The following is a 23,268-nucleotide window of genomic DNA, read 5'->3' as shown; positions in this document are numbered from 1 at the left end:
TCAATCAAAATGAAAAATTTCATCATAACTTTAGTATTCGCATTCGTTACCACAACTTTTTACGCACAAGGTGCTTTTGACAAATTTGATGGTCAAGACGATGTAACCTCAGTAATTGTAAACAAAAAAATGTTTGATTTAATGAGTAAAGTAAAAGTTGATGCTTCTGATAAAGAAACACAGCAATATATTGCTCTAATCAAAAAATTGGATTACTTAAAAGTGTTTACCACTAAAAACCCAAAAGTCGAAGCCGATATGAAAGCTACTGCCGACAAATATGTAAAAACTGCCGGTCTAGAAGAGTTAATGCGCGTAAATGACAGCGGGAAAAATGTTAGAATAATGGTTAAATCTGGAGCTACAGACACGCAGATAAGAGAACTTTTAATGTATGTTGACGGTGCCAAAAACGACGAAACTGTTTTGCTATCTTTAACTGGTAATTTTGATTTAAACGAAATCTCAGTTCTAACAGATAAAATGCAGCTTCCAGGAGGTACTGACTTAAAAAAAGCTTCTAAAAGCAAAAAATAAAAATGAAAACAAAAATCTTCATACTAGCACTTACAGCTCTTCTAACTTTAGGGAGCTGTAATTCTGAACCAACACTGCAAAAGTATTTTGTTGAGAATTCGGAGAAAAAAGATTTCATTGCTTTAGATATTTCGCCAAGCATTTTAAATCTTGAAAAAACTAAACTGTCAGCAGAACAGACTGAAGCGGTTAATTCTTTTGAAAAAATGAATATTATCGCTTTTAAAGCCAATGAAACTAATCAGACAGAGTTTGAAACAGAAAGAAATAAAGTAAAAGCCATATTAAAAGATCCTAAATATCAGGAATTAATGAAATTTGGTTCTGGTAAAGAAGGTGCTTCTGTAAGCTATGTTGGAAGCGACGATAATATTAAAGAGTTTATCATTTTTGCCAATAAAAAAGAAAATGGATTTGCTGTAGTTCGAGTTTTAGGTCAAGATATGAACCCGAATAACATTATGACTTTAATGTCGGTTTTACAGAAATCTAAAATCGACATGGAGCAGTTGAAACCTTTAGAGCAACTGCTTAAAAAATAATTACTCTTACTTTTTATAATTTAAGAAAGCTCCATTATTGGGGCTTTTCTTTTTCAGATGAAACTATAAAACCTTGTAGGTTTACATTATACACAGCGTATAAAATATAAAACTCAAAATAAATACCTGCAAGGTTTTGGAAACCTTGCAGGAAAAGAACTTTAATTCGTTATCATTCCATTAGGAATGTCTCATTGGTAAAAAAATAGAAATCAGACACATTTACGTTCCGCAGGAACGTTTGTATGTCAATTATTAAAACGATATCTAAATCAAACGCTCCTACGGAACGTAAACAATGATAAAACATAATTTTCTACCGATGAAATGTTCCTACGGAACAACAGTATAAAAGAAAAGGAGCAGTCTACTATTAGACTGCTGCTTTTCTTTTATAATAGGATCTGAGATTATTTACTCAAATACATTTTTCTTCTAGAGTACAATTCGTAGAATTGATCGTCTTTTAAGTCATCAATAAACAAGATGCTTTCTCCTGTCGATTTCATTTCTGGCCCTAACGCTTTGTTTACGTTCGGGAATTTGCTGAAAGAGAAAACTGGCTGTTTGATTGCATAACCGTTTAATTGCGGGTTGAAATCAAAGTCAGTTACTTTATTATGACCTAACATTACTTTTGTAGCGTAGTTTACGTAAGGCTCTCCGTAAGCTTTCGCGATAAACGGAACCGTTCTAGAAGCTCTTGGATTTGCCTCGATAATGTAAACGGTATCATCTTTAATCGCAAACTGGATATTGATTAAACCTACAGTTTTTAAAGCTCTTGCAATTTTATGCGTATGATCTTTAATTTGCTGCATCACAAATTCTCCTAAGTTGAAAGGAGGCAATGTCGCGTTACTATCTCCAGAGTGAACTCCACAAGGTTCGATGTGCTCCATAATTCCGATGATGTAAACATTTCCATCAGCATCACAGATTGCATCAGCTTCTGCTTCGATTGCTCCTGCTAAGTAGTGATCCAGTAATAATTTGTTTCCTGGAATAGCTTTCAACAAGTCGATTACGTGCTCTTCTAATTCTTTTTTGTTGATTACAATTTTCATTCCCTGACCTCCTAGTACATAAGAAGGACGAATTAAAAGTGGGAAATCTAAAGTATCTGCTAATTTTGAAGCTTCATCAGCCGTTTCAGCGATTCCGAATCTAGGGAAAGGAATGTGCAATTCAGTCAATAAGTCAGAGAAACGTCCTCTGTCTTCTGCTAAGTCAAGCGCGTCAAAACTAGTTCCGATGATTTTTACTCCGTATTTAGACAATTTATCAGCCAATTTCAAAGCTGTCTGTCCACCTAACTGAACGATTACACCTTCTGGTTTTTCGTGCTGAATAATATCATAAATGTGTTCCCAGAAAACTGGTTCGAAGTATAATTTATCAGCTGTATCAAAGTCTGTAGAAACCGTTTCAGGATTACAGTTAATCATTATAGTTTCATATCCGCATTCTTTTGCAGCCAAAACTCCGTGTACACAAGAGTAATCAAATTCGATTCCTTGTCCGATTCTGTTTGGTCCAGAACCTAAAACAATTACTTTCTTTTTCTCTGTAACGATACTTTCGTTGTCTACAAAACGCTCTCCGTTTGCTTTTTCGATTTCAGCTTCAAAAGTAGAGTAGTAATAAGGAGTCTGCGCTTTAAACTCAGCCGCACAAGTATCAACCAATTTGAATACACGGTTAATTTTTTGCTCCATACGTAAAGTGTGAACTTCACTTTCTAAGCAATTCATCATGTGCGCCAATTGTCTGTCAGCAAAACCTTTTTGTTTCGCTTCTAGCAACAATTCTTTTGGAAGATCAGAAACTTTATAGTTTGAAATTTCTTTTTCTAAAGTGTAAAGCTCTTCGTATTGTTTCAAGAACCACATATCGATTCTTGTAATTTCGTTAATAGTACTCAACGGAATTCCCATTGCGATTGCATCGTAGATTACGAAAACACGATCCCAGCTTGCATGAGTCAGTTTGTCGATAATCAATTCGTAATCTTTGTATCCTTTTCCGTCAGCTCCTAAACCATTTCTCTTAATCTCTAAAGATTGAGTTGCTTTATGAAGCGCTTCTTGAAAAGAACGTCCGATTCCCATAACCTCACCTACAGATTTCATCTGAAGACCTAAAGTTCTGTCTGAACCTTCAAATTTATCAAAGTTCCAACGTGGTATTTTCACGATTACATAATCTAGAGTCGGTTCAAAAAGAGCCGAAGTAGATTTTGTAATTTGGTTTTGCAATTCATCTAAGTTATATCCTAAAGCTAATTTCGAAGCGATTTTAGCAATTGGATATCCAGTCGCTTTTGATGCTAAAGCAGAAGAACGAGATACACGAGGGTTAATTTCGATAGCAACGATATCTTCTTTTTCGTCTGGTGAAACTGCAAATTGTACGTTACATCCTCCCGCAAAGTTTCCGATGCTTCTCATCATTAAGATAGCATAGTCACGTAATTTTTGGAAAGTTGTATCTGATAATGTCATCGCTGGCGCAACTGTAATCGAATCTCCAGTGTGGATTCCCATTGGGTCCATGTTTTCGATAGAACAGATAATTACAACATTGTCATTTTTATCTCTTAAAAGCTCTAATTCGTATTCTTTCCATCCCATCAAAGCTTTATCAATTAAAACTTCGTGAATTGGAGAAGCTTCAAGACCTCTTGTTAAAAGCTCATCAAAATCTTCTTTTTTGTAAACCACAGCTGCTCCAGTTCCTCCAAGTGTAAACGAAGGGCGAATTACAAGCGGGAAACCAAATTCTTGAGCGATTTCTTTTCCTTCTAAGTAAGAAGTAGCTGTTTTTGCCGGTGCAGTTGGTACTTTAATTTTTTCTAAAAGCTGTTTAAACTGCTCTCTGTCTTCTGTAATATTGATTGCGTTAACATCAACACCGATCAATCTTACTCCGAAATCTTGCCAGATTCCTTTTTCTTCAGCTTCCAAACACAAGTTTAAAGCCGTTTGCCCTCCCATTGTTGGTAAAACAGCGTCAATTTGTGGATGCTCCTTAAGAATTTCAATAATCGATTTTGTAGTTAATGGTTTCAAATAAATATGATCGGCCATAGATGGGTCGGTCATAATCGTCGCTGGATTTGAGTTAATCAAGATAACTTCAATCCCTTCTTCACGAATCGAACGTGCAGATTGAGATCCTGCATAATCGAATTCGCAAGCTTGACCAATAACAATAGGTCCTGAACCTATTATTAAAACGGATTTAATTGATGTGTCTTTAGGCATTTTGTATGTATTGTGTAGTTATAAAAAGTCTTCTAAAAAACATTCGTAGTCTATTCTAAACTAGAATGTTGGGAAAATTATTACCGACAAGGTATAAAAAAAGGCGATACTAAAAAAGTAATCGCCTTATGTATGTTTATACAAACATTATTTTTTGTGTCTAGGCTCGCTAGAAACAGTTAATTTATGTCTTCCTTTTGCTCTTCTACGCGCTAGAACTTTTCTTCCATTCGCAGAAGCCATTCTGTCCATAAATCCGTGCTTATTTCTTCTTTTTCTTTTCGATGGTTGAAATGTTCTTTTGCTCATTGCTTTGTATCTTTAAAAATGGTATCTATTAACTCTTTATTTTGGCTTTGGATATCGTTATTCAAAAACCGAGTGCAAATATACAAAGCTTTTTTTTTCTGGCAAGCACTTTTATAAAAATATTTTTAATTCATTTTACTATATTTGCAATCACAAATTTACAACAATTATGTTTCACAAAAATATTAAACTTATTTTGGCCGGACTTCTAGTGGTGGCGGGCATTTGGCAATTTACAGAAAGTAATATCGGAAATGGAATTTTTCTTATATTATTGACTGCGATTCCAATTTTTCTTTATTTTAAAAACGAATTTATCCTTTTAGCTTTCCTTAAATTAAGAAAACAAGACTTTGAAGGCGCTAATAAATGGTTATCATATATCAAAAATCCTGAAGGTGCATTAGTAAGAAAACAACAAGGATACTTAAATTATTTACAAGGCATCATGTTATCTCAAACCAATATCAACCAAGCAGAGAAACATTTCAAAAAAGCAATCGAACTTGGACTATCAATGGATATGGATTTAGCTGTAGCTAAATTAAACCTTGCCGGAGTTGCAATGTCACGCAGAAGAAAGCTTGAGGCAACTAATTTATTGAATGAAGCTAAGAAATTAGACAAACAAGGAATGCTGAAAGAGCAAATCACGATGATGAAAGAACAAATGAAAAAAATCTAACGATTTTTTAAAATTTCAAAATATTTTAAATCCCAAATTCCAATTGTGAATTTGGGATTTTTTTATTTTAGATTGTAGAGTTTAGATTTTAGATTCTTCACGTTTGTCTTCCTGAGCGGAGTCGAAGGATCGTATGCTGAATCCATTCGGCATGTCTCCACTTTGCGCGCCCTTCGACTCCGCTCAGGAAGACAATCTTGTGGTTACTTTATGTTGTCAAAGCTAAATTAGAAACCCGATAGGTTTTAAAAACCTGTCGGGTTTAACTTCGCGTAACCTTTGGAATTTGGAATTTCAAAAATTGGAATTTTCATATTTTAATCTTCTAAGATTATCGAAGGCAAATTCTCATTAAGCCATTTATACTTATTTAATATCATGATATGCGTTCCTCCTTTTACCAGAATACATTTATCAATATATTTTATTGGAAAAACTTCATCTTGATCGCCGTGAATGTGAATCACGCTTTCATCAATTTTATCTCTATCCCATAAAATCACGCTTTCTACCGCCCATTGCAGATAACCTAGATCACGAACCGATAAAAATTTCTCATATAATTTAATTCTCTTATTGACTTTTTCGCCAAAAGAAAACTTAGCTAACTTCTCAATATTAAGAATTAACTGCATCGGGATGAGTTTATAAGCTTTCGTTCTCTTCCCTATTTTCATTCTTCTTGGGAATTCCAGATTACTTCTAACACTCGATATAATAATTACTTTTCTTGTTTTTATATGTTTAGAAATTTCCTGAACCAGAATCCCACCAAAAGAAACCCCAATTAAAACTGGATTTTCGTGTTTTATGGTTGCACTAATTCTAAGCGCATAATCTGATAGCGATTCTTTTGATTTTGGGATTTCCCATTCTAAAAGATGCATTTCAAAAATAGTCTCATCCAATTTTATTCTTTCAAAAATAGATGAACTTGCCGCCAAACCTGGCATAAAATAAACTGGAATTTTACTCATAGCACCAAAAGAGATTACGATTACAATTATTTTTCCAAAACTAAAATTAGCTTTTTTACTGTAATCTTAATCAAAATTCAAGCCTAATTTATGTAATCGATTTCAAAAAAAAGAAACGAATCGCAATCCTTCTTTAAAATTTTATTTAATATTGAAAATCAAATGATTACCTTTGCATTTCGAAATATTTATTGCTTATAAAACTTATAAAGAGTTTTCTTTCAAAAAATGTTTTGAATCCCAAATTCACTATTTACCAATAACCTAACAAGAAATTACTATGGAAACATCTGTAACTATGGAAATCAAAGACAACACATTTGCACGCCAATTCGAAACTGTCATCCCTGAAGGAATGTTAGCAGTTGAGTATTCATTTCAAGAAAAAAAGATCTTTTTAACCAAAATCAACAAGCCCGATTCTTACGAGAACGAAGAAGCAATCAACACTTTGCTAAAAAATATTTTAGAATTAAGTTCTGAAAAAAATTACAGAGTAGTTCCTATCCACCCGAAAATTGTTTCTTTTTTCAAAAAAAATCCTAGATACAAAGAATTACTTCCTCCAGGAATCAGAATCTAAAAATCGCCGATAATACGGAATCTTAATAATTATTAAGAAATAAAAAAAGCACAAGGTAATTCTTGTGCTTTTACTATATATAACTTAGGATCTATTTTTCGATCTCTCTCATAGAATCCATTTTTTTATGTGCTAAGAAACCTGCAACATCTTCAAAATGCTCTTTTACTCTTTTGTTTCCGAATTCGAAAACTTTAGTAGCTAATCCGTCAAGGAAATCACGATCGTGAGAAACCAAAATTAAAGTTCCGTCAAAATCCCTTAAAGCATCTTTAATAATATCTTTAGTCTTCATATCAAGGTGATTTGAAGGCTCATCCAGAATCAATAAGTTAACTGGCTCCAGCAATAATTTAATCATCGCTAGACGCGTTTTTTCTCCTCCAGAAAGCACTTTTACTTTTTTAGTAATATCATCTCCTTGGAACATGAAAGCTCCTAAGATATTTTTGATTTGCGTTCTAATATCTCCAACTGCAATACCATCAATTGTTTCAAAAATCGTTGCATTTTCATCTAGCAATGCAGCTTGATTTTGAGCAAAATATCCAATTTGTGCATTATGACCAATTTCAACGCTTCCAGAATCCACGCCGATTTCTTTCATAATCGCTTTAATCATAGTCGATTTTCCTTCACCATTCTTTCCAACAAAAGCCACTTTCTGTCCTCGCTCGATTACGATGTTTGCGTCTTTAAACACAACATGATCTCCGTACGCCTTAGACATGTCCTTTACAATAACAGGATATTGTCCAGAACGCGCCGCAGGAGGGAATTTCAATCGTAAAGCAGAAGTGTCTACTTCATCAACTTGAACAATCTCCAATTTTTCCAACATTTTTACACGAGATTGAACCGCATCTGTTTTAGAGAAAGTCCCTTTGAAACGGTCGATAAAAGCTCTATTGTCAGCGATCATTTTTTGCTGTTCGTCGTATGCTTTCTGCTGATGAATTCTACGGTCTTTTCTTAATTCTAAATAATGAGAATATTTTGCTTTATAATCGTAGATTCTTCCCATCGTTACTTCGATTGTACGATTCGTAATATTATCTACAAACGCTCTATCGTGAGAAATTACCACAACTGCTTTTGCTTGATTTAAAAGAAAATCCTCTAGCCATTGAATACTTTCGATATCCATGTGGTTGGTTGGCTCATCTAGCAAAATTAAATCTGGTTTTCTTAATAAGATTTTAGCAAGCTCGATACGCATTCTCCATCCTCCCGAAAACTCAGAAGTCTGACGCGTAAAATCTTCTCTCTCAAAACCTAAACCAACTAAAATCTTTTCAACTTCAGCTTCGTAATTTACTTCTTCAATAGCATAGAATTTCTCGCTTAAGTCAGAAACTCTTTCAATCAGCTTCATATATTCGTCACTTTCATAATCGGTACGAACTGTCAGTTGCTCATTGATTTGGTCAATCTCAGCTTTCATTGTAAAAATCTCACTGAAAGCCTTTGATGCTTCTTCCATTACAGTTGCACCATCTTCAGTAAGCAAATGCTGAGGCAAGTATGCAATTACAGCTTCTTTTGGAGCAGAAATGCTTCCTGTAGAAGGTTTGTTTGCTCCAGCGATTATCTTCAAAAGCGTAGATTTTCCTGCACCATTTTTACCCATAAGGGCAATTTTATCATTTTCATTAATAGCAAAAGAGACATCGCTAAAAAGTGTAGTTCCACCAAACTGAACCGAAATATCGTTAACTGTAATCATTTGTCTTTGTTAATTTGTTTAATCGGTTAATCGTTTATCTGACTACCCATTTTTTTCGTGCTGCAAAGATATATTTAATTAGAGAATGTGCCAATGAGATAATTAGATAATTTTGAGAATGTCTCAATTAGATAATTGCTAATTTAAATAATGCCTCAATTGTAATAAACGAAACTCAAATGGTTTTGAAAAATTTAAAAAATTTAACCTTATCTTGTACTATAATTTTAAAAATCAGCAAAATATGAAAACGAAATTAAAACTGACTATTTACTTGATTGCAGGGTTAATATTTGGACTTTCTGCAAATGCGCAAAAAACAGTAATAAAAAAAGAGGCTTTACCTGCAAATGCACAAGCTTTTTTAAAGACTCATTTTGGTTCGAAAAAGCCGACTTATATTCTAGAAGACAAAGAAATTCTTTCTACAGAATACCAAGTTAAATTTAACAACGAAATTGAGATCGAATTCGACAAGAAAGGAAACTGGAAAGAAGTTGATGGCAAAAATTCTACTATTCCGAAATCTATCGTTCCTAAAAAAATCGCTTCTTACATCAAAACCAATTTTCCAAAAGAAAAAGTAACTAAAATAGAAATTGGAAGTTCTGGTTATGAAACAAAACTTACTAATGGTTTAGAGTTAAAATTCAATTTAAAAGAAAATTTCGTTAAAATCGACAGATAAGGCAAATTAGGAAATGCGACAATTAGAAAATTAGATAATTGGAAAATCCTCAAAACTTTAAACACAACAAAACCAGACAGGTTTTTAAAACCTGTCTGGTTTAACTATCAAAAAATGCTTAGAAAAATTATCTAATTATCAAATTGACTAATTATCTAATTAATCTTTTCTCCACTTTTTAGTTTCTTCAAAAACGTGTTCTAAGATTGCTTGTTCTGTTGCATCAAAATCTATATTTCGTCTTGACAAAACCAAACGCGCTGTTTCAAAAGCTTTTTTAGTTACATAAGTAGTGAAACCTGCCGCGCCGCCCCAAGAAAAACTTGGCACAAAGTTACGCGGAAAACCAGATCCGAAAATATTAGCGCTTACTCCTACTACAGTTCCAGTATTAAACATTGTATTAATACCGCATTTACTGTGATCTCCCATCATTAAACCGCAAAACTGAAGTCCAGTTTTGGCAAAACCTTCTGTTTCATAACTCCAAAGTTTTACTTCTTCGTAATTATTTTTTAGGTTTGAGTTATTAGAATCTGCTCCAATATTACACCATTCACCCAAAACAGAATCGCCTAAAAAGCCTTCATGCCCTTTATTTGAATTTGCAAAAAGAACCGAGTTTTTAACCTCGCCGCCTATTCTAGAACCAGGTCCAACAGTCGTTGCACCATACACTTTTGCCGACATTTTAACCATAGCATTTTCGCATAGAGCAAAAGGTCCTCGAATTGCAGTTCCTTCCATAATTTCGGCATTTTTACCTATATATATAGGCCCAGTTGAAGCATTTAAAGTTACAAACTCTAATTTTGCTCCTTCTTCTATAAAAATGTTTTCTGGAGAAATTACGTTAACGCTTTTAGGAATTGGTTGCGATGTGCGATCTTCCGTAAGAAATTTAAAATCCTGACGAATAGCAGCATCATTTTTTGAGAAAATGTCCCAAGTATGTTCAATAGTTATACAATCTTCGTTGTATGGAATAATTTCATAAGAATCAAAATCGACTTCTTCTTGGTTTTCGCTTGTAAAAAAAGCAATTACATCTTCACCTTTAAAGATTGCCTGATTTTCTGTCAAATTAGAAACCATCTCTGCAAGAGTATCATTTGGCAAATACGCTGCATTGATCATTACGTTTTCTTCCATTTCGACCATTGGAAATTTTTCCGACAAATATTCCTCGGTGATAGTCGTTATAGTCGAACCTAAATATTTTTCCCATTTTTGGCGAATGGTCATAATTCCGACTAAAATATCAGCTACAGGTCTAGTAAAAGTAAAGGGTAATAAAGCATTCCGAACGGGACCGTCGAAAAGAATGTAGTTCATAAATAATTGAGTGTTTATTAAAAATTAGTTTGGTTACCTAGGGTCAAAGTTACAAATATTTTAATTGTAGTATTTGTCGCGTATTATCCTATTCTGAAAAAACAGTATATTTTTAATATAAAAATAACTTTGGACGAAGATTTAACCGCAAAGAACGCAATGGCAAAACGCAAAGTTCGCAAAGCTTATAATAAAAACCTTTGCGAACTTTGCCGTAAATCTTAGTGCTCTTTGCGGTTAAAATCAACAATAAAAAAAGCCTCCCAAATTGGAAGGCTTTCTGTATAATTTAAAACAGCTATTATTTTTTAGCGTGTTTAGCGTATTTAGTTTTGAATTTATCAATACGTCCTGCAGTATCGATAAGTTTAGATTTACCAGTATAAAAAGGGTGAGATGTTCTAGAAATCTCCATTTTTACAACTGGATACTCAACTCCGTCAACTTCAATTGTTTCTTTTGTATCTGCAGTAGATTTAGTGATAAAAACGTCATCATTAGACATGTCTTTAAATGCAACTAATCTGTAATTTTCTGGGTGAACTCCTTTTTTCATCTTTTCTTTTATTTATTGTTTTAGAGCATTTTTATTTTGAAGCTTTTTCATGGTTAGAAAAAGGTATAAACAAGCACTACTCTTTTTTGTTTAAAAATTTAATTATTTTTGAGTGTGCAAATTTACAATTCTTTTTTAATAAACAAACAGTTAGCTTACTTTTTTTTAGTTTATTTCGAAAAGCTTTTTTTATATCCGTTTATAGTGGGAATTACTATATTTGTGGATTAATTTTAAACATATCGAAATATGATTAATGAAGTTATAAAAAAGAATGGAGTTACTTATGGTGTAATTATCGGAATTGCATCGGCTTTGGTTACCGCTACAATCTATGCTGTTGATTTAAACTTATTTACAGCTTGGTGGATGGGAATACTTACAATCGTAATAAGCCTTACAATTAGTATTATCTTACTTTCTAAAACCAAGAAAGAATTAAACGGCGTTTTTCCTTTTAAAGATGCTTTTACTACTTATTTTATAGCTGCAGTAATTGGTATTTTAATATCTACAACTTTCAACATCGTATTATTTAATGTTATTGATCCAGGCGCAAAAGATACTTTGAGCGAAATTATGATCAAATATACTGTTGGCATGCTGCAGAAATTTGGCACACCAGCCTCAGCAATTAACGAAACTATTGCTAAAATGAAAGAAAGCAATCCATATTCTACTTTCGAATTACTAAAAGGATCTGTTTTCGCAATTGTTGTCAGTGCTATTTTCGGATTAATTTTCGCAGCATTTTTTAAAAGCAAATCTACACAAGAATAAAAATATAAATGAATTTATCTATACTTATACCGCTTCTAAACGAGGAGGAATCACTTAAAGAACTTTATACTTGGATCATTAAAGTGATGCAGTCTAACAATTACTCTTATGAAATCATTTTTGTAGATGATGGTAGTACAGATAATTCTTGGCAGATTATTGAAGGCTTTTCTAACGAAAACCCAAATGTAAAAGGGATTCGTTTTATGAAAAACTTCGGAAAATCTCAAGCGTTACATGCTGGTTTTGCAAAAGCTAAAGGTGATGTTATCATTACTATGGATGCTGACTTACAAGACAGTCCAGACGAAATTCCTGAATTGTACGAAATGATTACAGCTCAGAAATTTGATTTGGTTTCGGGCTGGAAAAAGAAACGTTACGATTCTGTGGTGGCAAAAAATCTTCCTTCAAAATTATTTAACTGGGCAGCTAGAAAAACCTCTGGCGTTGAGTTAAATGATTTTAACTGCGGATTAAAAGCATACAAAAATGTGGTGGTAAAAAACATCGAAGTTTCTGGAGAAATGCACCGCTACATTCCTGTTTTGGCAAAAAATGCAGGATTCGGAAAAATTGGCGAAAAAGTAGTAATTCACCAAGCCAGAAAATATGGTGAAACAAAATTCGGAATGGAACGTTTTATAAACGGTTTCCTTGATTTAATTACCATCTGGTTTTTATCACGATTCGGAAAAAGGCCGATGCACTTATTTGGCGCTATGGGTTCTTTAATGTTTATCATCGGTTTTTTGGCTGCAGGATACATTGGAGTTTCTAAACTGTACCATATGTATACTGGAATGAAATACAGTCTAGTTACCAACAATCCGTGGTTTTATATTGCTTTAACGACTATGATTCTTGGAACTCAATTATTTTTAGCCGGTTTCTTGGGAGAAATAATTCTAAGAACCAAAAGCAACGAAGCACGTTATAAAGTAGCGAGAGAGGTTAATTTCTAAAACACATCAACCTGAACATTATATTTTTTTCTATTTTTTTAATTAAGGCACAAAATTATTGCATACAGCACCTGCAGTCCTTGATAAAAAATTATTTTTAGAATAAACATAAAACGAAATTTAAATGAATATAGCACCTAATATATTAAACGCTGTAAACGAATGGCTAACGCCAACATTTGACCAAGAGACGCAAGCTGCGGTTAAGGAATTAATGACCACTTCACCAAAAGAACTGGAAGAGAGTTTTTACAAAAACTTAGAATTCGGAACTGGCGGTATGCGTGGTGTTATGGGTATTGGAAACAACAGAATCAATAAATATACGCTTGGAAAAAATACTCAGGGATTATCTGATTACTTGCACCAAGTTTTTCCAAACGAAACTTTAAAAGTTGCTATTGCTTACGATTGCCGTCACAACAGTAACACGCTGGCAAAAGTGGTTGCTGATGTTTTCTCTGCAAACGGAATTCAGGTGTATTTGTTTTCTGACTTAAGACCAACTCCAGAATTGTCTTTTGCTCTTAAATATTTAAAATGCCAGTGCGGAATTGTTTTAACAGCCTCTCACAATCCACCAGAATACAACGGTTACAAAGTGTATTGGCAAGACGGTGGACAGATTGTTCCTCCGCAAGACAAAGAAATTGTCAATGTAATTGAAAGTTTGAGCTATGACAAAATCAAATTCAATGCAAACGAAAGTTTAATTCAGTACATTGATACCGAAATAGACAAAGCTTTTATAAAATCGTCTATCGAAAACGCAAGTTTTAATACTCCGGCTGAAGCCAAAGACAATCTTCATATTGTATTTACTTCTTTGCACGGAACTTCTATAAAATCAATTCCAGATACTTTATCGCAAGCTGGATATAAAAATGTTCATATTGTTCCAGAACAAGCTGTTCCAGACGGAAATTTCCCAACTGTAAAATCTCCAAATCCAGAAGAACCAGAAGCTCTAACAATGGCTTTGGCTTTGGCAGATAAAACAAATTCTGATATCGTGGTAGGTACAGATCCTGACTGTGACCGTTTGGGAGTTGCCGTTCGTAACAATGAAGGCAAAATGATTTTATTGAACGGAAACCAAACTATGGTTTTAATGACTTCTTTCTTATTGAAACAATGGAAGAAAGCAGGTAAACTGAACGGAAAACAATTTGTTGGATCTACAATTGTTTCCACTCCAATGATGATGGAATTGGCTACAAGCTATGGCGTTGAGTGCAAAGTTGGATTAACTGGCTTTAAATGGATCGCTAAAATGATCAAAGATTTTCCTGAACTAGAATTTATCGGAGGCGGTGAAGAAAGTTTCGGATTTATGGTTGGCGATGCAGTAAGAGATAAAGATGCAGTTGCCGCAACCCTATTAATCTGCGAAGTTGCCGCTCAAGCTAAAGCAGCCGGAAGTTCTGTTTATAAAGAACTTTTACAGCTTTATGTTGAAAATGGTTTCTACAAAGAATTTTTAGTTTCTCTGACTAAAAAAGGAATGGAAGGCTTACAGGAAATCAACCAAATGATGATTGATTTGCGTGAGAATCCTCTAAAAGAAATTAACGGTGAAAGAGTAATTATGGTTGAGGATTATCAATCGTCTATTGCTTTAAATTTATTGACAGGCGAAGAATCTACAATGGATATTCCAAAATCTAATGTGTTGATTTATTATACGGCTGACGGATCTAAAATCTGCGCAAGACCAAGTGGAACTGAACCTAAAATTAAATTCTACATTAGTGTAAATGCAGAATTAGAATCAGTTTCAGATTTTGATGAAGCCGAAAAATTCTTAGACGGAAAAATCAAGAATATTATTGCTGATATGCAGTTAAACTAATAAAATAAGTACGTTCATTCTTGACATACTTTGAAATTCTAGAACTCTGATTTGTATTTTATAATATAGATCAGAGTTTTTTTTATAAAAAAAACTAAAAAGAAATTGAAAACACCTCAATTGGATTAATTTTGTCCCTACAAAAATAAACACCGAAAATCTCAAAACTTTGTGAGAGATCCTAAAGCACCAAAAAATAACACCAAAAAAAATAAATGAGTACTTTCAAAAAAATAGTTCCTTTTATATATCCATATAAAAGATATGCCTATTTAAACATCTTCTTTAATGTTTTATACGCGCTTTTCAGCACACTTTCTTTTATGTCGTTGATCCCGATGATTCAAGTTTTATTTGACCAAACCAAAAGAAAGACTGTTGAACCAGTTTATGAAGGAATTTTGCACATTAAAACATACGCAGAAAATTATTTAAGCTATTACGTAACGACTACTACCGATCAATATGGCGTTGGCCGTACCTTATCGATTATGGTAGCCGGAATTATTAGTATCTTTTTACTAAAAAACCTAGTTGATTATCTGGCTATGTTCTTCATTAACTTTTTAAGAAATGGAGTTTTAAGAGACATGCGAAATGCGATGTACAAAAAAACGCTGGAACTGCCTTTGTCTTTTTATTCTGAAAAAAGAAAAGGTGACGTGATTTCTAGAATTTCTGCAGACGTTAACGAAGTTCAAACTTCATTTTTAGCCATTTTGGAGCTTATCGTAAAAGAACCTCTAACGATTCTTTTTACAATTGCAGCCATGCTTTTCATAAGCCCAAAGCTAACTTTGTTTGTATTTATTTTTATCCCCGTTTCTGGCTACATTATTTCTTTAATTGGAAAACAGCTTAAAAAACAATCTTCGAAAGCGCAACAGGAACAAGGTCATTTTCTTTCTACTATCGAAGAAACTATCGGAGGTTTAAAAGTGGTTAAAGGATATAATTCTGAAAATTACTTTAATACTGTTTTTCAAAATTCAACTGAAAGATTTTTCAAATTATCAAACAGTATTGGAAATCGCCAGAATCTAGCTTCACCTGCAAGCGAATTTATGGGAATTACCGTAATCGCTATTTTACTATGGTACGGAGGCCAAATGGTTTTAATTGACAAAACGCTAGATGGCGCTTCTTTCATTGCTTATATGGGATTGGCTTATAACATTTTGACGCCAGCAAAAGCAATTTCTAAAGCTTCTTATGGAGTAAAAAGAGGAAACGCTGCTGCAGAACGCGTTCTTGAAATTCTAGAACAGGAAAACCCTATTACTTCTAAAGAAAAAGCTATTGAAAAAACAACTTTCGATGACACTATCAGCGTTCAGAATGTAAATTTTAAATATGAAGAAGAAACGGTTTTAAAAGACTTTTCTCTTCAAATTAAAAAAGGACAAACTGTTGCTTTGGTCGGACAGTCTGGAAGTGGAAAAAGTACAATTGCAAACTTATTGACGCGTTTTTATGATGTTAATGATGGAGCAATTTCGATTGACGGAATCAACATTAAAGACATGAATCTGCATTCACTTCGCAGTTTGATGGGCTTGGTTACACAAGACAGCATATTATTTAATGACACCATTAAAGCAAATATTTCTTTAGGAAAATTAGATGCAACTGATGACGAGATTATCGAAGCACTAAAAATTGCTAATGCTTACGAATTTGTAAAAGAGCTGCAGCATGGAATTTATACTAATATCGGAGACAGCGGAAACAAACTTTCTGGCGGACAAAAACAGCGTTTATCAATTGCTCGTGCCGTATTGAAAAATCCGCCGATTATGATTTTGGACGAAGCAACATCAGCATTGGATACCGAAAGCGAAAAATTTGTTCAGGTGGCGCTTGAAAACATGATGCAGAATAGAACTTCGATTGTAATTGCGCACCGTCTTTCTACTATTCAAAAAGCAGATGTGATTGTCGTAATGCAAAAAGGAAAAATCGTTGAACAAGGAACTCACGAAGAGTTAATTGCACTCAACGGAACTTACAATAAATTGGTAACCATGCAGTCTTTCGAATCTTAAGAAAACAGCATAGCCCAATTATTTTACACAGATTAAGGAAATATTAAAACTCAGTTTAATTTCTTTAATCTGTGTTTTATTTTATAACTTTAGGTGAGTTAAAGAATAAATCGTTAATCTCACGAAAATGTATCTTAACAACCCAAACATTACACTTCCTGAAGATCCGAACACTATAGTTTGGAAATATCTGGACTTATCTAAATTTCTAGATTTACTGCTTTCAAAAAAGCTTTTCATGTCTCGTTCAGACAAATTTGAAGATCAGTATGAAGGCACTTTTAGCGAACCTACTTACGAGGAGATTAAAAAGCTCGCTACTGGCAATCCTGATTTTTTAAAATACTATAAAACACATCGCGAACAAGTTGCCATAAGCAGCTGGCATATTAATGAATACGAATCTTTTGCCATGTGGCAGATTTTTACCCAAAACAGTGAAGGTTTAGCCATTCAATCTACAATAGGGCGATTGCAGAAAGCGCTAAAACCCGAAAACAATTTTGATCAATTCATCGGTGAAGTCAATTATATCGACTACAGAAAAGAATATATTCCGTTTGACGATTTGTTTTTTCCTTTTTTGTTCAAAAGAAAAAGCTTTCAATACGAACGCGAAGTCCGCATTTTAACTGACACTTCTAAAAGTGACATCAAGCTAAATGACGGATTAAAAATTAATGTCGATATTAATCAATTAATCGAAAAGATTTACATTCATCCAAAATCTGAAAATTGGTATAAAAAGCTGGTAATAGAATTGGTTGAGCGACTGGACTTTGGTTTTGAAATTGAGAAGTCTGATCTAGAAAGTGATATTTTGATTTAAGGTTCTGAGGCGCTAAGATTCAAAGGTTTTTAGCCACAGATTAAAAGATTAGAATGATTTTTTACTTTCATTAAATAAAAAAAAGCGGATGGAAATTTTTCAAAAAATTTTCCATCCGCTTTTTCTATTTCTCTTTGACTCTTTTCAAAACCTCAGAACCTTAGTAGCTTAAATAGGCTTATATGCCTTAACCTCCCACTTCTTAGAAGCTAAATCAATATAATTGTAGTGCAGCACATCGTTCTTATCAAACTGACCGTTTTGATTGGTGTCTTCTATAGTTCTAAAATACAAACGATTTTTAGACTCAATTAAACTCCAATCTACTAATTCTTCCAAATCTGCTGAGACTTTTGTGAAGTTTTCTCCGCTGATGTCACTTAGGTATAACGTTTTGATATCGCTGGTATCAATTTTTCCGTCTTTATTAGTATCTGAATCTGTCAGGGTATAAACCATAACATTATTATGCGTTCTGTCTGCAACAGTTTTCAGATAAGTCGCCGTTAAAATTAAAACTGGTTTATCTGATAATGGTCGGATAGAATCTGAATCTACTTTTTGAAATTTTAAATTCTGCAGGTAACCTGTAATTTCATATTCGCCTAAATTCGAAATCGTAAAACTCACATCGTTTACGCTCGACGAACCAAATCTTGCTTTAGAACCTCTTTCATACAATCTTAAATCACCTACGGGATGAATTAAATAATTTGTTCCTTCCATTTGGATAGGAAGATCGGCAATTTCAATTTGTGTAGAATCTGTTTTGGCAACGCTTACTTTGTTTGAAGCGCCATAACTTACTTTTGGCTTTTGAACTTCTTCTCGACAGCTAATTACTGTTCCGACAAGGATTAGGGCGATATATTTAAAATACTTTTTCATCTATAATGGTTATATACGATTATCAAATATACTATTTTTGATTGTATTTTTGGATTTTACCAATAAAGATGACACTAAATTATCTTCTTATTCCAATCTTCTTTTAATTAAAGCATCCTTTAAATCTTGTATTGTTAAATCTTTTTTGTTTTTTCTTTTAAAAAAATTAGATACAAAGAGACTGATTTTATCTGACTCAGAATTAAAATGTTCTGCAAAATTAAAATCTGATATGTTTACATCAAAACCACTAGAAAACTGAACCAAAAAGTCCACTGCTTCATCTCCATAAATTCCTAAATCTTTTTCAATCCAATAATTAGGAGATTGGTCATTAAAGAATTTCCCAGTTTGTTTATTTAAAAATTGATACAGTTTAGAATAATCCATGCTTATAAAAATTCATTACCATTTCCCACCGCAATAAATAAAAAATCAAATATAAACATTATACATCAAAAAAGTAAGATTATCCTTATTTTGCAATTACATTTCTCATAACCTCGCATTTAACTTAACGTTAAAAACCCTAGAAGCCATATAATTTGGAATCGCATATTGATTTTTTGAATACACATCGCGAACCCAAGTATTTGTAATCGCATTTTGATTATTGAAGAGATTAAAAATTTCTAGTCCAAGAGACAGCTCTTTAAAGTTTTTCAGCCAGCCTTTTTTAGTATTCTGCGTACTGCTGTCAACAAACACTTTTGCAAAACCAATATCGGCTCTTCGGTAATCATTCAATCTATTTTGATACAAATACGGATCTGTGTAGGCTGGTGCGCCTCCTGGCAATCCCGTATTATAAACCAAATTTAAATATACTTTTACACTTGGAATATTAGGCATATAATCCTGAAACAGCATTGCAAATTTTAAACGCTGATCTGTAGGACGAGCGATATAACCTTTGTTTTCATAATTCTCTTCGGTTTTCATATAGCCAAAACTTACCCAAGATTCTGTTCCAGGCACAAATTCGCCATTTAATCTAAAATCTAATCCTTGAGCGTATGCCTTGGCATCGTTATTCGCCACATAACGAATTCGGACATTATCAATCGAATATACATTTACATCTGAAAGTGATTTATAATACAATTCCGTTACCCATTTAAAAGGACGATTCCACATTTTAAAATGATAATCGTTACCCAAAACGACATGAACCGCTTCCTGCGCTTTCACATTCGGATTCACCACTCCATCCAGATCACGCAATTCCCTATAAAATGGTGGCTGATGATACAACCCTCCAGAAATTCTGAAAACCATATCGCGATCCCAATCTGGTTTTATGGCAAATTGCGCACGCGGACTTACCACAAACTGCGTTTTTCCTTCTTCTAAAGCGCCTTCAACATTCCATCCTTGGAAACGCGCTCCCAAATGATACCAAATCTGACTTGATCCTAATTCTGATTGTTTGTTCCATTGTGCATAACCAGAAAAACGGTTTACAGTATTAAAATTCGTCGCTCGTATATTCTTATAAGGTAAAAGCGGACCCAAATAAGAGGCATAAGGTTGATTGTTTTCTGGTAAAATTGCCACTGGTGGATTTATAGAAAACCCTGCAGAATCGATTACTTCCCACTCTACTACTCGATCTCGAATAGATTCTCTGGTGTATTTTACTCCAAATTCCAATTGGCTTTCCTTCCAGTTTTTAATTCCCTTCAATTCGATATTGGCAATCAAAGCATCCAAATCATTTCGAGCGTGATTGAGTTGAGAACCAATTCCGCGTGTAAAATCTACTCCAGAAGCATTTTCTGGATCTTCAGCATTTACATTTCCTAAACGATATTGAGCCAAAATATCAAAATGTTCTTTTTCTGTCGTATGAAATAAAGATCCAATTAATTTTAAAGTAAGCGTGGACGAAGCTTTATAAGTCGTTTTTAAAGCTCCGAAATAGGTATCGTACTGATCTTTTTCTTGTCCGTCATAATAAACCGCAAGTGCCATTGGCTGGTCTGCAGTTCCGAAATTAGTTTGGCGTACCAAAGGCTCGTACGAATATTTATTCTGAGAAATATTTCCTAAAAAGCTCATTTGCCATTTTTCAGAAATATCATAATTTACATTGGTTTGAATATCGGCAAAAGTGGGTTTGTAATTGGTATCTGTATCTTGACTATTAACCAAAAGGCTATTATTTCTATAGCGAACTCCAGTTACGGCAGACCATTTTTTATTTTTTGAAACCAAATCAACTGCAGCGCTTCCTCCCAAAAAACTAGCTTCAAAAGCCGCTCCAAACTCAGTTGGTTTTCGATACGTAATATCTAAAACAGAAGACAATTTATCTCCAAATTTAGCTTGAAATCCACCTGCAGAAAATTCAACATTTTGCACCAAATCCGTATTGGTAAAACTAAGTCCTTCTTGCTGTCCCGAGCGAATTAAAAACGGACGGTATACTTCTACTTCATTTACATAAACTAGATTTTCGTCGTAATTTCCACCTCGAACCATATATTGTGTGCTCAATTCGTTATTTGAATTAACCCCAGGAAGTGTTTTCAGAATATTTTCGATTCCCGCATTGGCGCCTGGAATTTTCTTTATGGTTTCAGTATCAACTGATGTAATTCCCTGAACTCGTTTTCTATTTCCAGAAGAAACAAAGACTTCGCCCATTTGTTCTTCAGAATTATTCATGATCGGATTAAAAACAAAAACTTCATTTGTTTTTAAACTAACCGTCAGACTCATCATTTTTAAGGAAACGTGAGTAAAGATCAAAGAAACTTTTTTGTTTGACGGAATCACAATTTCATAAAACCCATTTGCATCAGACTGCACAGCAAGATCCTGCGAAGAAACATTTACACCAGAAACAGGATGTTTTTCTGTATCTAAAATCAGCCCTTTAATACGAGCGTTTTGAGCTAATGCGATACAGCTAAAAAAGAGAAAAAGAAAAGCGAATGTAAACCTGTTGTTACTCAAAGATTTTGGGTTTTATTTTTTTTGACTTCTAAGAAAACGTGTTTCAAAGATAGTAGTATTTCCTACATTATCAACTACCTCAATCTTTAAAACGTTTTCTCCATCTGCCAAATATTGCTCATCAAAAGTATGCGTAATTCTTCTAGCTTTATTTTCGTATTCAAACAATACCCAAGTTCCATTTAAATAACCATTATAAGATTTTATTCCCGACAAAGAATCGCTTATCGTAAAATCAATTTTCTTTTGATCGCTAATCCATTTTCCTTCAACTGGTTTGGCAATTTTAATAACCGGCGGAATTGTATCCAGAACCAAACCGTATGCCCCTAAGACTTTTGCTTTGGCAGTAAAAATATCGTCTTTTCTAATCGTTCCGTTAAAACTAGTTCCTTTACCGATATACAATTTATCTCTCAAAGATTCTGGATAAGAGGCATCTTTTATCGTAATCGTAAAATTTGAATGCGCTGGAACCGTGTCATCGTGAATATAAACTTTGTTATTTCTCACATCAAAATTCATATTAAAATCTTCGTAAAATGTACCTGCGGGAAAGAAAACAGACATATTATCTTTCTCGAAAATTGCATCTTTGTCATATTTTACAAAGTATCTAGAAATTATAGGTTCAGCTTCAACAAGTGGAGTTGCAGTATCGTATTCGATAGGAACCGTAACCGTTCTTTGGTTTCCAAAATAATCGGAAACCTCAATTCTGTAATTTGATTCCAAATTGGCTTCTGCCGTAATTACACCTCTAAGTGCATCTGTATTAATAATGCTTAAAGCAAAAGGCGTTTTCATAAAAAGTTTCTGCACACGCTGTCCGCTTTTTTTATATCGCTGATAATCGATAAAAGCATTGATATAGCGCATTTCGTCAAAAGAATACGTATCAAACTGATAGTTATAATTCGGATTTCCGTTTAAAAAAGTTGAAACATTAAAAACCCCATTTTTATTATAAGAAACATCATCAGTATCAATGGCATTGATTCCGAAACCAATTTTACCATTAGCTTTAACTTTAGAAGCCAGATAATTTCCATCTTTTTGAAGTGTCATATTAACCAGCAAAGGCTGTTTTGACTGATTTACCGTTGCATTATCTAGCGGATAAACATACAAACTAGACAAAGTAGGTTTTTTGGTATCTTTTATATTTTGGTCAAAGCCAAAGAAAATCGGATTGATAACAAATTCTGTTTTTGTATCTCTAATTTCAAAATGAAGATGCGGTCCTTCAGAAGAACCTGTATTTCCAGAAAGACCAATTATATCTCCTTTTGCAACAGGAAGTTCATCTGGTTTTGGAAACATTTCGATTTCATACGCCTTTTCTTTGTAATGCGTATTCTTTACATAATCAAGAATAGCTCCGGTTGGCGTTTGCAAATGCCCATAAACAGACGTATATCCGTTTGGATGTGTTATGTAAATACATTTTCCGTTTCCATAAGTTGAAATTTTGATTCTAGAAACGTAACCATCAGCAATGGCATGCACAGTCAGCCCTTCTCTTTGATTGGTTTTCAAATCAAAACCAGCGTGAAAATGATTGGGTCTTAACTCTCCAAAATTACCAGAAAGTTGCATTGGAATATCTAGCGGAGGGCGGAAATAGTCTTTAGGATATTGCGTTTGAGCAAATATAGAATTACAAATCAAAAGGGCAAGTACAGGAAATCTCATAAGCAACATTTTTGCTAAGATAGCGAAAAATTAACCAATAAAAGAAAGA

The 23,268-nt window shown here is 33.6% G+C and carries 20 protein-coding genes; 10 read left to right on the top strand and 10 right to left on the bottom strand.

Annotated elements, in window-relative coordinates; all coding sequences use genetic code 11:
* Positions 1-9 precede the first annotated feature (9 nt).
* Positions 10-537 (top strand): DUF4252 domain-containing protein, encoded by a 528-nt coding sequence (locus ACWA1F_RS22860; protein WP_306159003.1) that lies wholly within the window; start codon positions 10-12, stop codon positions 535-537.
* Between the two features lie 2 nt (positions 538-539).
* Positions 540-1,079: a DUF4252 domain-containing protein gene (locus ACWA1F_RS22855; protein WP_456897214.1), complete on the top strand. Its 540-nt coding sequence runs from the start codon at positions 540-542 to the stop codon at positions 1,077-1,079.
* A 410-nt stretch (positions 1,080-1,489) separates the two neighbouring features.
* On the opposite strand, the gene carB is transcribed toward ACWA1F_RS22855, so the two are convergent.
* Both carB and rpmH read right to left on the bottom strand, forming a co-directional pair.
* On the bottom strand, positions 1,490-4,345 hold the full coding sequence (gene carB, locus ACWA1F_RS22850; protein WP_456897212.1) for a carbamoyl-phosphate synthase large subunit: 2,856 nt from the start codon (positions 4,343-4,345) through the stop codon (positions 1,490-1,492).
* A gap of 147 nt (positions 4,346-4,492) precedes the next feature.
* Positions 4,493-4,654, bottom strand: a complete 162-nt coding sequence (rpmH, locus tag ACWA1F_RS22845; RefSeq protein WP_008464848.1) for a 50S ribosomal protein L34 — start codon at positions 4,652-4,654, stop codon at positions 4,493-4,495.
* A gap of 169 nt (positions 4,655-4,823) precedes the next feature.
* Between rpmH and ACWA1F_RS22840 the strand changes: the two genes are divergently transcribed.
* Positions 4,824-5,339 carry a DUF2892 domain-containing protein gene (locus ACWA1F_RS22840; RefSeq protein ID WP_276172333.1) on the top strand — a complete coding sequence of 172 codons (516 nt, stop codon included), beginning with the start codon at positions 4,824-4,826 and terminating at the stop codon, positions 5,337-5,339.
* 317 nt (positions 5,340-5,656) lie between these two features.
* Here the strand turns inward: ACWA1F_RS22840 and ACWA1F_RS22835 are convergent, their stop codons facing one another.
* Positions 5,657-6,316 (bottom strand): alpha/beta hydrolase family protein, encoded by a 660-nt coding sequence (locus ACWA1F_RS22835; protein WP_456897206.1) that lies wholly within the window; start codon positions 6,314-6,316, stop codon positions 5,657-5,659.
* Positions 6,317-6,614: 298 nt separating this feature from the next.
* On the opposite strand from ACWA1F_RS22835, the gene ACWA1F_RS22830 reads away from it, so the two are divergent.
* Complete coding sequence (locus tag ACWA1F_RS22830; protein WP_125722681.1) at positions 6,615-6,899, top strand: GNAT family N-acetyltransferase; 285 nt, start codon at positions 6,615-6,617, stop codon at positions 6,897-6,899.
* A 91-nt stretch (positions 6,900-6,990) separates the two neighbouring features.
* Here the strand turns inward: ACWA1F_RS22830 and ACWA1F_RS22825 are convergent, their stop codons facing one another.
* Positions 6,991-8,625: an ABC-F family ATP-binding cassette domain-containing protein gene (locus ACWA1F_RS22825; protein ID WP_306159050.1), complete on the bottom strand. Its 1,635-nt coding sequence runs from the start codon at positions 8,623-8,625 to the stop codon at positions 6,991-6,993.
* A 244-nt stretch (positions 8,626-8,869) separates the two neighbouring features.
* On the opposite strand from ACWA1F_RS22825, the gene ACWA1F_RS22820 reads away from it, so the two are divergent.
* The gene (locus tag ACWA1F_RS22820) at positions 8,870-9,313 is read left to right on the top strand and encodes a PepSY-like domain-containing protein (RefSeq protein WP_456897204.1); all 444 of its coding nucleotides are present in this window, start codon (positions 8,870-8,872) and stop codon (positions 9,311-9,313) included.
* Positions 9,314-9,472: 159 nt separating this feature from the next.
* Here the strand turns inward: ACWA1F_RS22820 and ACWA1F_RS22815 are convergent, their stop codons facing one another.
* Together ACWA1F_RS22815 and ACWA1F_RS22810 are read right to left on the bottom strand one after the other, a co-directional pair.
* Positions 9,473-10,648, bottom strand: a complete 1,176-nt coding sequence (locus ACWA1F_RS22815) for a GlmU family protein (protein ID WP_456897202.1) — start codon at positions 10,646-10,648, stop codon at positions 9,473-9,475.
* A gap of 301 nt (positions 10,649-10,949) precedes the next feature.
* Entirely contained in the window at positions 10,950-11,204 is a 255-nt protein-coding gene (locus ACWA1F_RS22810; RefSeq protein ID WP_007804523.1) for a type B 50S ribosomal protein L31, read from the bottom strand.
* 249 nt (positions 11,205-11,453) lie between these two features.
* Here ACWA1F_RS22810 and ACWA1F_RS22805 point away from each other — a divergent pair, with 249 nt between their 5' ends.
* The 5 genes from ACWA1F_RS22805 (at position 11,454) to ACWA1F_RS22785 (ending at position 17,675) form a co-directional block, all read left to right on the top strand.
* Entirely contained in the window at positions 11,454-11,984 is a 531-nt protein-coding gene (locus ACWA1F_RS22805; protein WP_306159056.1) for a DUF4199 domain-containing protein, read from the top strand.
* An 8-nt stretch (positions 11,985-11,992) separates the two neighbouring features.
* Positions 11,993-12,949 (top strand): glycosyltransferase family 2 protein, encoded by a 957-nt coding sequence (locus ACWA1F_RS22800; RefSeq protein WP_202006064.1) that lies wholly within the window; start codon positions 11,993-11,995, stop codon positions 12,947-12,949.
* Between the two features lie 124 nt (positions 12,950-13,073).
* The gene (locus tag ACWA1F_RS22795; RefSeq protein ID WP_456897199.1) at positions 13,074-14,801 is read left to right on the top strand and encodes a phospho-sugar mutase; all 1,728 of its coding nucleotides are present in this window, start codon (positions 13,074-13,076) and stop codon (positions 14,799-14,801) included.
* Positions 14,802-15,016: 215 nt separating this feature from the next.
* Entirely contained in the window at positions 15,017-16,846 is a 1,830-nt protein-coding gene (locus ACWA1F_RS22790) for an ABC transporter ATP-binding protein (RefSeq protein WP_456897197.1), read from the top strand.
* Between the two features lie 127 nt (positions 16,847-16,973).
* Complete coding sequence (locus ACWA1F_RS22785) at positions 16,974-17,675, top strand: DUF2971 domain-containing protein (protein ID WP_456897195.1); 702 nt, start codon at positions 16,974-16,976, stop codon at positions 17,673-17,675.
* A gap of 168 nt (positions 17,676-17,843) precedes the next feature.
* Here the strand turns inward: ACWA1F_RS22785 and ACWA1F_RS22780 are convergent, their stop codons facing one another.
* The 4 genes from ACWA1F_RS22780 to ACWA1F_RS22765 form a co-directional block, all read right to left on the bottom strand.
* Complete coding sequence (locus tag ACWA1F_RS22780; protein ID WP_456897193.1) at positions 17,844-18,563, bottom strand: CREC-EF hand family protein; 720 nt, start codon at positions 18,561-18,563, stop codon at positions 17,844-17,846.
* Positions 18,564-18,650: 87 nt separating this feature from the next.
* Positions 18,651-18,953 carry a hypothetical protein gene (locus ACWA1F_RS22775; RefSeq protein ID WP_456897191.1) on the bottom strand — a complete coding sequence of 101 codons (303 nt, stop codon included), beginning with the start codon at positions 18,951-18,953 and terminating at the stop codon, positions 18,651-18,653.
* A gap of 105 nt (positions 18,954-19,058) precedes the next feature.
* Positions 19,059-21,524: a TonB-dependent receptor plug domain-containing protein gene (locus tag ACWA1F_RS22770; RefSeq protein ID WP_456897189.1), complete on the bottom strand. Its 2,466-nt coding sequence runs from the start codon at positions 21,522-21,524 to the stop codon at positions 19,059-19,061.
* 12 nt (positions 21,525-21,536) lie between these two features.
* Positions 21,537-23,219: a M23 family metallopeptidase gene (locus ACWA1F_RS22765; RefSeq protein ID WP_456897187.1), complete on the bottom strand. Its 1,683-nt coding sequence runs from the start codon at positions 23,217-23,219 to the stop codon at positions 21,537-21,539.
* Positions 23,220-23,268 lie beyond the last annotated feature (49 nt).

The organism is Flavobacterium erigeronis, from assembly GCF_054075165.1.
This window is presented reverse-complemented; position numbering and strand designations above follow the sequence as displayed.

Bases quoted from the DNA above. Each gene is read 5' to 3' on its own strand.
- ACWA1F_RS22765 (WP_456897187.1), bottom strand. From the start codon at position 23,219: ATGAGATTTCCTGTACTTGCCCTTTTGATTTGTAATTCTATATTTGCT.
- ACWA1F_RS22835 (WP_456897206.1), bottom strand. From the start codon at position 6,316: ATGAGTAAAATTCCAGTTTATTTTATGCCAGGTTTGGCGGCAAGTTCA.
- ACWA1F_RS22780 (WP_456897193.1), bottom strand. From the start codon at position 18,563: ATGAAAAAGTATTTTAAATATATCGCCCTAATCCTTGTCGGAACAGTA.
- ACWA1F_RS22820 (WP_456897204.1), top strand. From the start codon at position 8,870: ATGAAAACGAAATTAAAACTGACTATTTACTTGATTGCAGGGTTAATA.
- ACWA1F_RS22815 (WP_456897202.1), bottom strand. From the start codon at position 10,648: ATGAACTACATTCTTTTCGACGGTCCCGTTCGGAATGCTTTATTACCC.
- ACWA1F_RS22860 (WP_306159003.1), top strand. From the start codon at position 10: ATGAAAAATTTCATCATAACTTTAGTATTCGCATTCGTTACCACAACT.
- ACWA1F_RS22840 (WP_276172333.1), top strand. From the start codon at position 4,824: ATGTTTCACAAAAATATTAAACTTATTTTGGCCGGACTTCTAGTGGTG.
- ACWA1F_RS22795 (WP_456897199.1), top strand. From the start codon at position 13,074: ATGAATATAGCACCTAATATATTAAACGCTGTAAACGAATGGCTAACG.
- ACWA1F_RS22790 (WP_456897197.1), top strand. From the start codon at position 15,017: ATGAGTACTTTCAAAAAAATAGTTCCTTTTATATATCCATATAAAAGA.
- rpmH (WP_008464848.1), bottom strand. From the start codon at position 4,654: ATGAGCAAAAGAACATTTCAACCATCGAAAAGAAAAAGAAGAAATAAG.
- ACWA1F_RS22810 (WP_007804523.1), bottom strand. From the start codon at position 11,204: ATGAAAAAAGGAGTTCACCCAGAAAATTACAGATTAGTTGCATTTAAA.
- ACWA1F_RS22805 (WP_306159056.1), top strand. From the start codon at position 11,454: ATGATTAATGAAGTTATAAAAAAGAATGGAGTTACTTATGGTGTAATT.
- ACWA1F_RS22825 (WP_306159050.1), bottom strand. From the start codon at position 8,625: ATGATTACAGTTAACGATATTTCGGTTCAGTTTGGTGGAACTACACTT.
- ACWA1F_RS22855 (WP_456897214.1), top strand. From the start codon at position 540: ATGAAAACAAAAATCTTCATACTAGCACTTACAGCTCTTCTAACTTTA.
- ACWA1F_RS22775 (WP_456897191.1), bottom strand. From the start codon at position 18,953: ATGGATTATTCTAAACTGTATCAATTTTTAAATAAACAAACTGGGAAA.
- carB (WP_456897212.1), bottom strand. From the start codon at position 4,345: ATGCCTAAAGACACATCAATTAAATCCGTTTTAATAATAGGTTCAGGA.
- ACWA1F_RS22800 (WP_202006064.1), top strand. From the start codon at position 11,993: ATGAATTTATCTATACTTATACCGCTTCTAAACGAGGAGGAATCACTT.
- ACWA1F_RS22830 (WP_125722681.1), top strand. From the start codon at position 6,615: ATGGAAATCAAAGACAACACATTTGCACGCCAATTCGAAACTGTCATC.
- ACWA1F_RS22785 (WP_456897195.1), top strand. From the start codon at position 16,974: ATGTATCTTAACAACCCAAACATTACACTTCCTGAAGATCCGAACACT.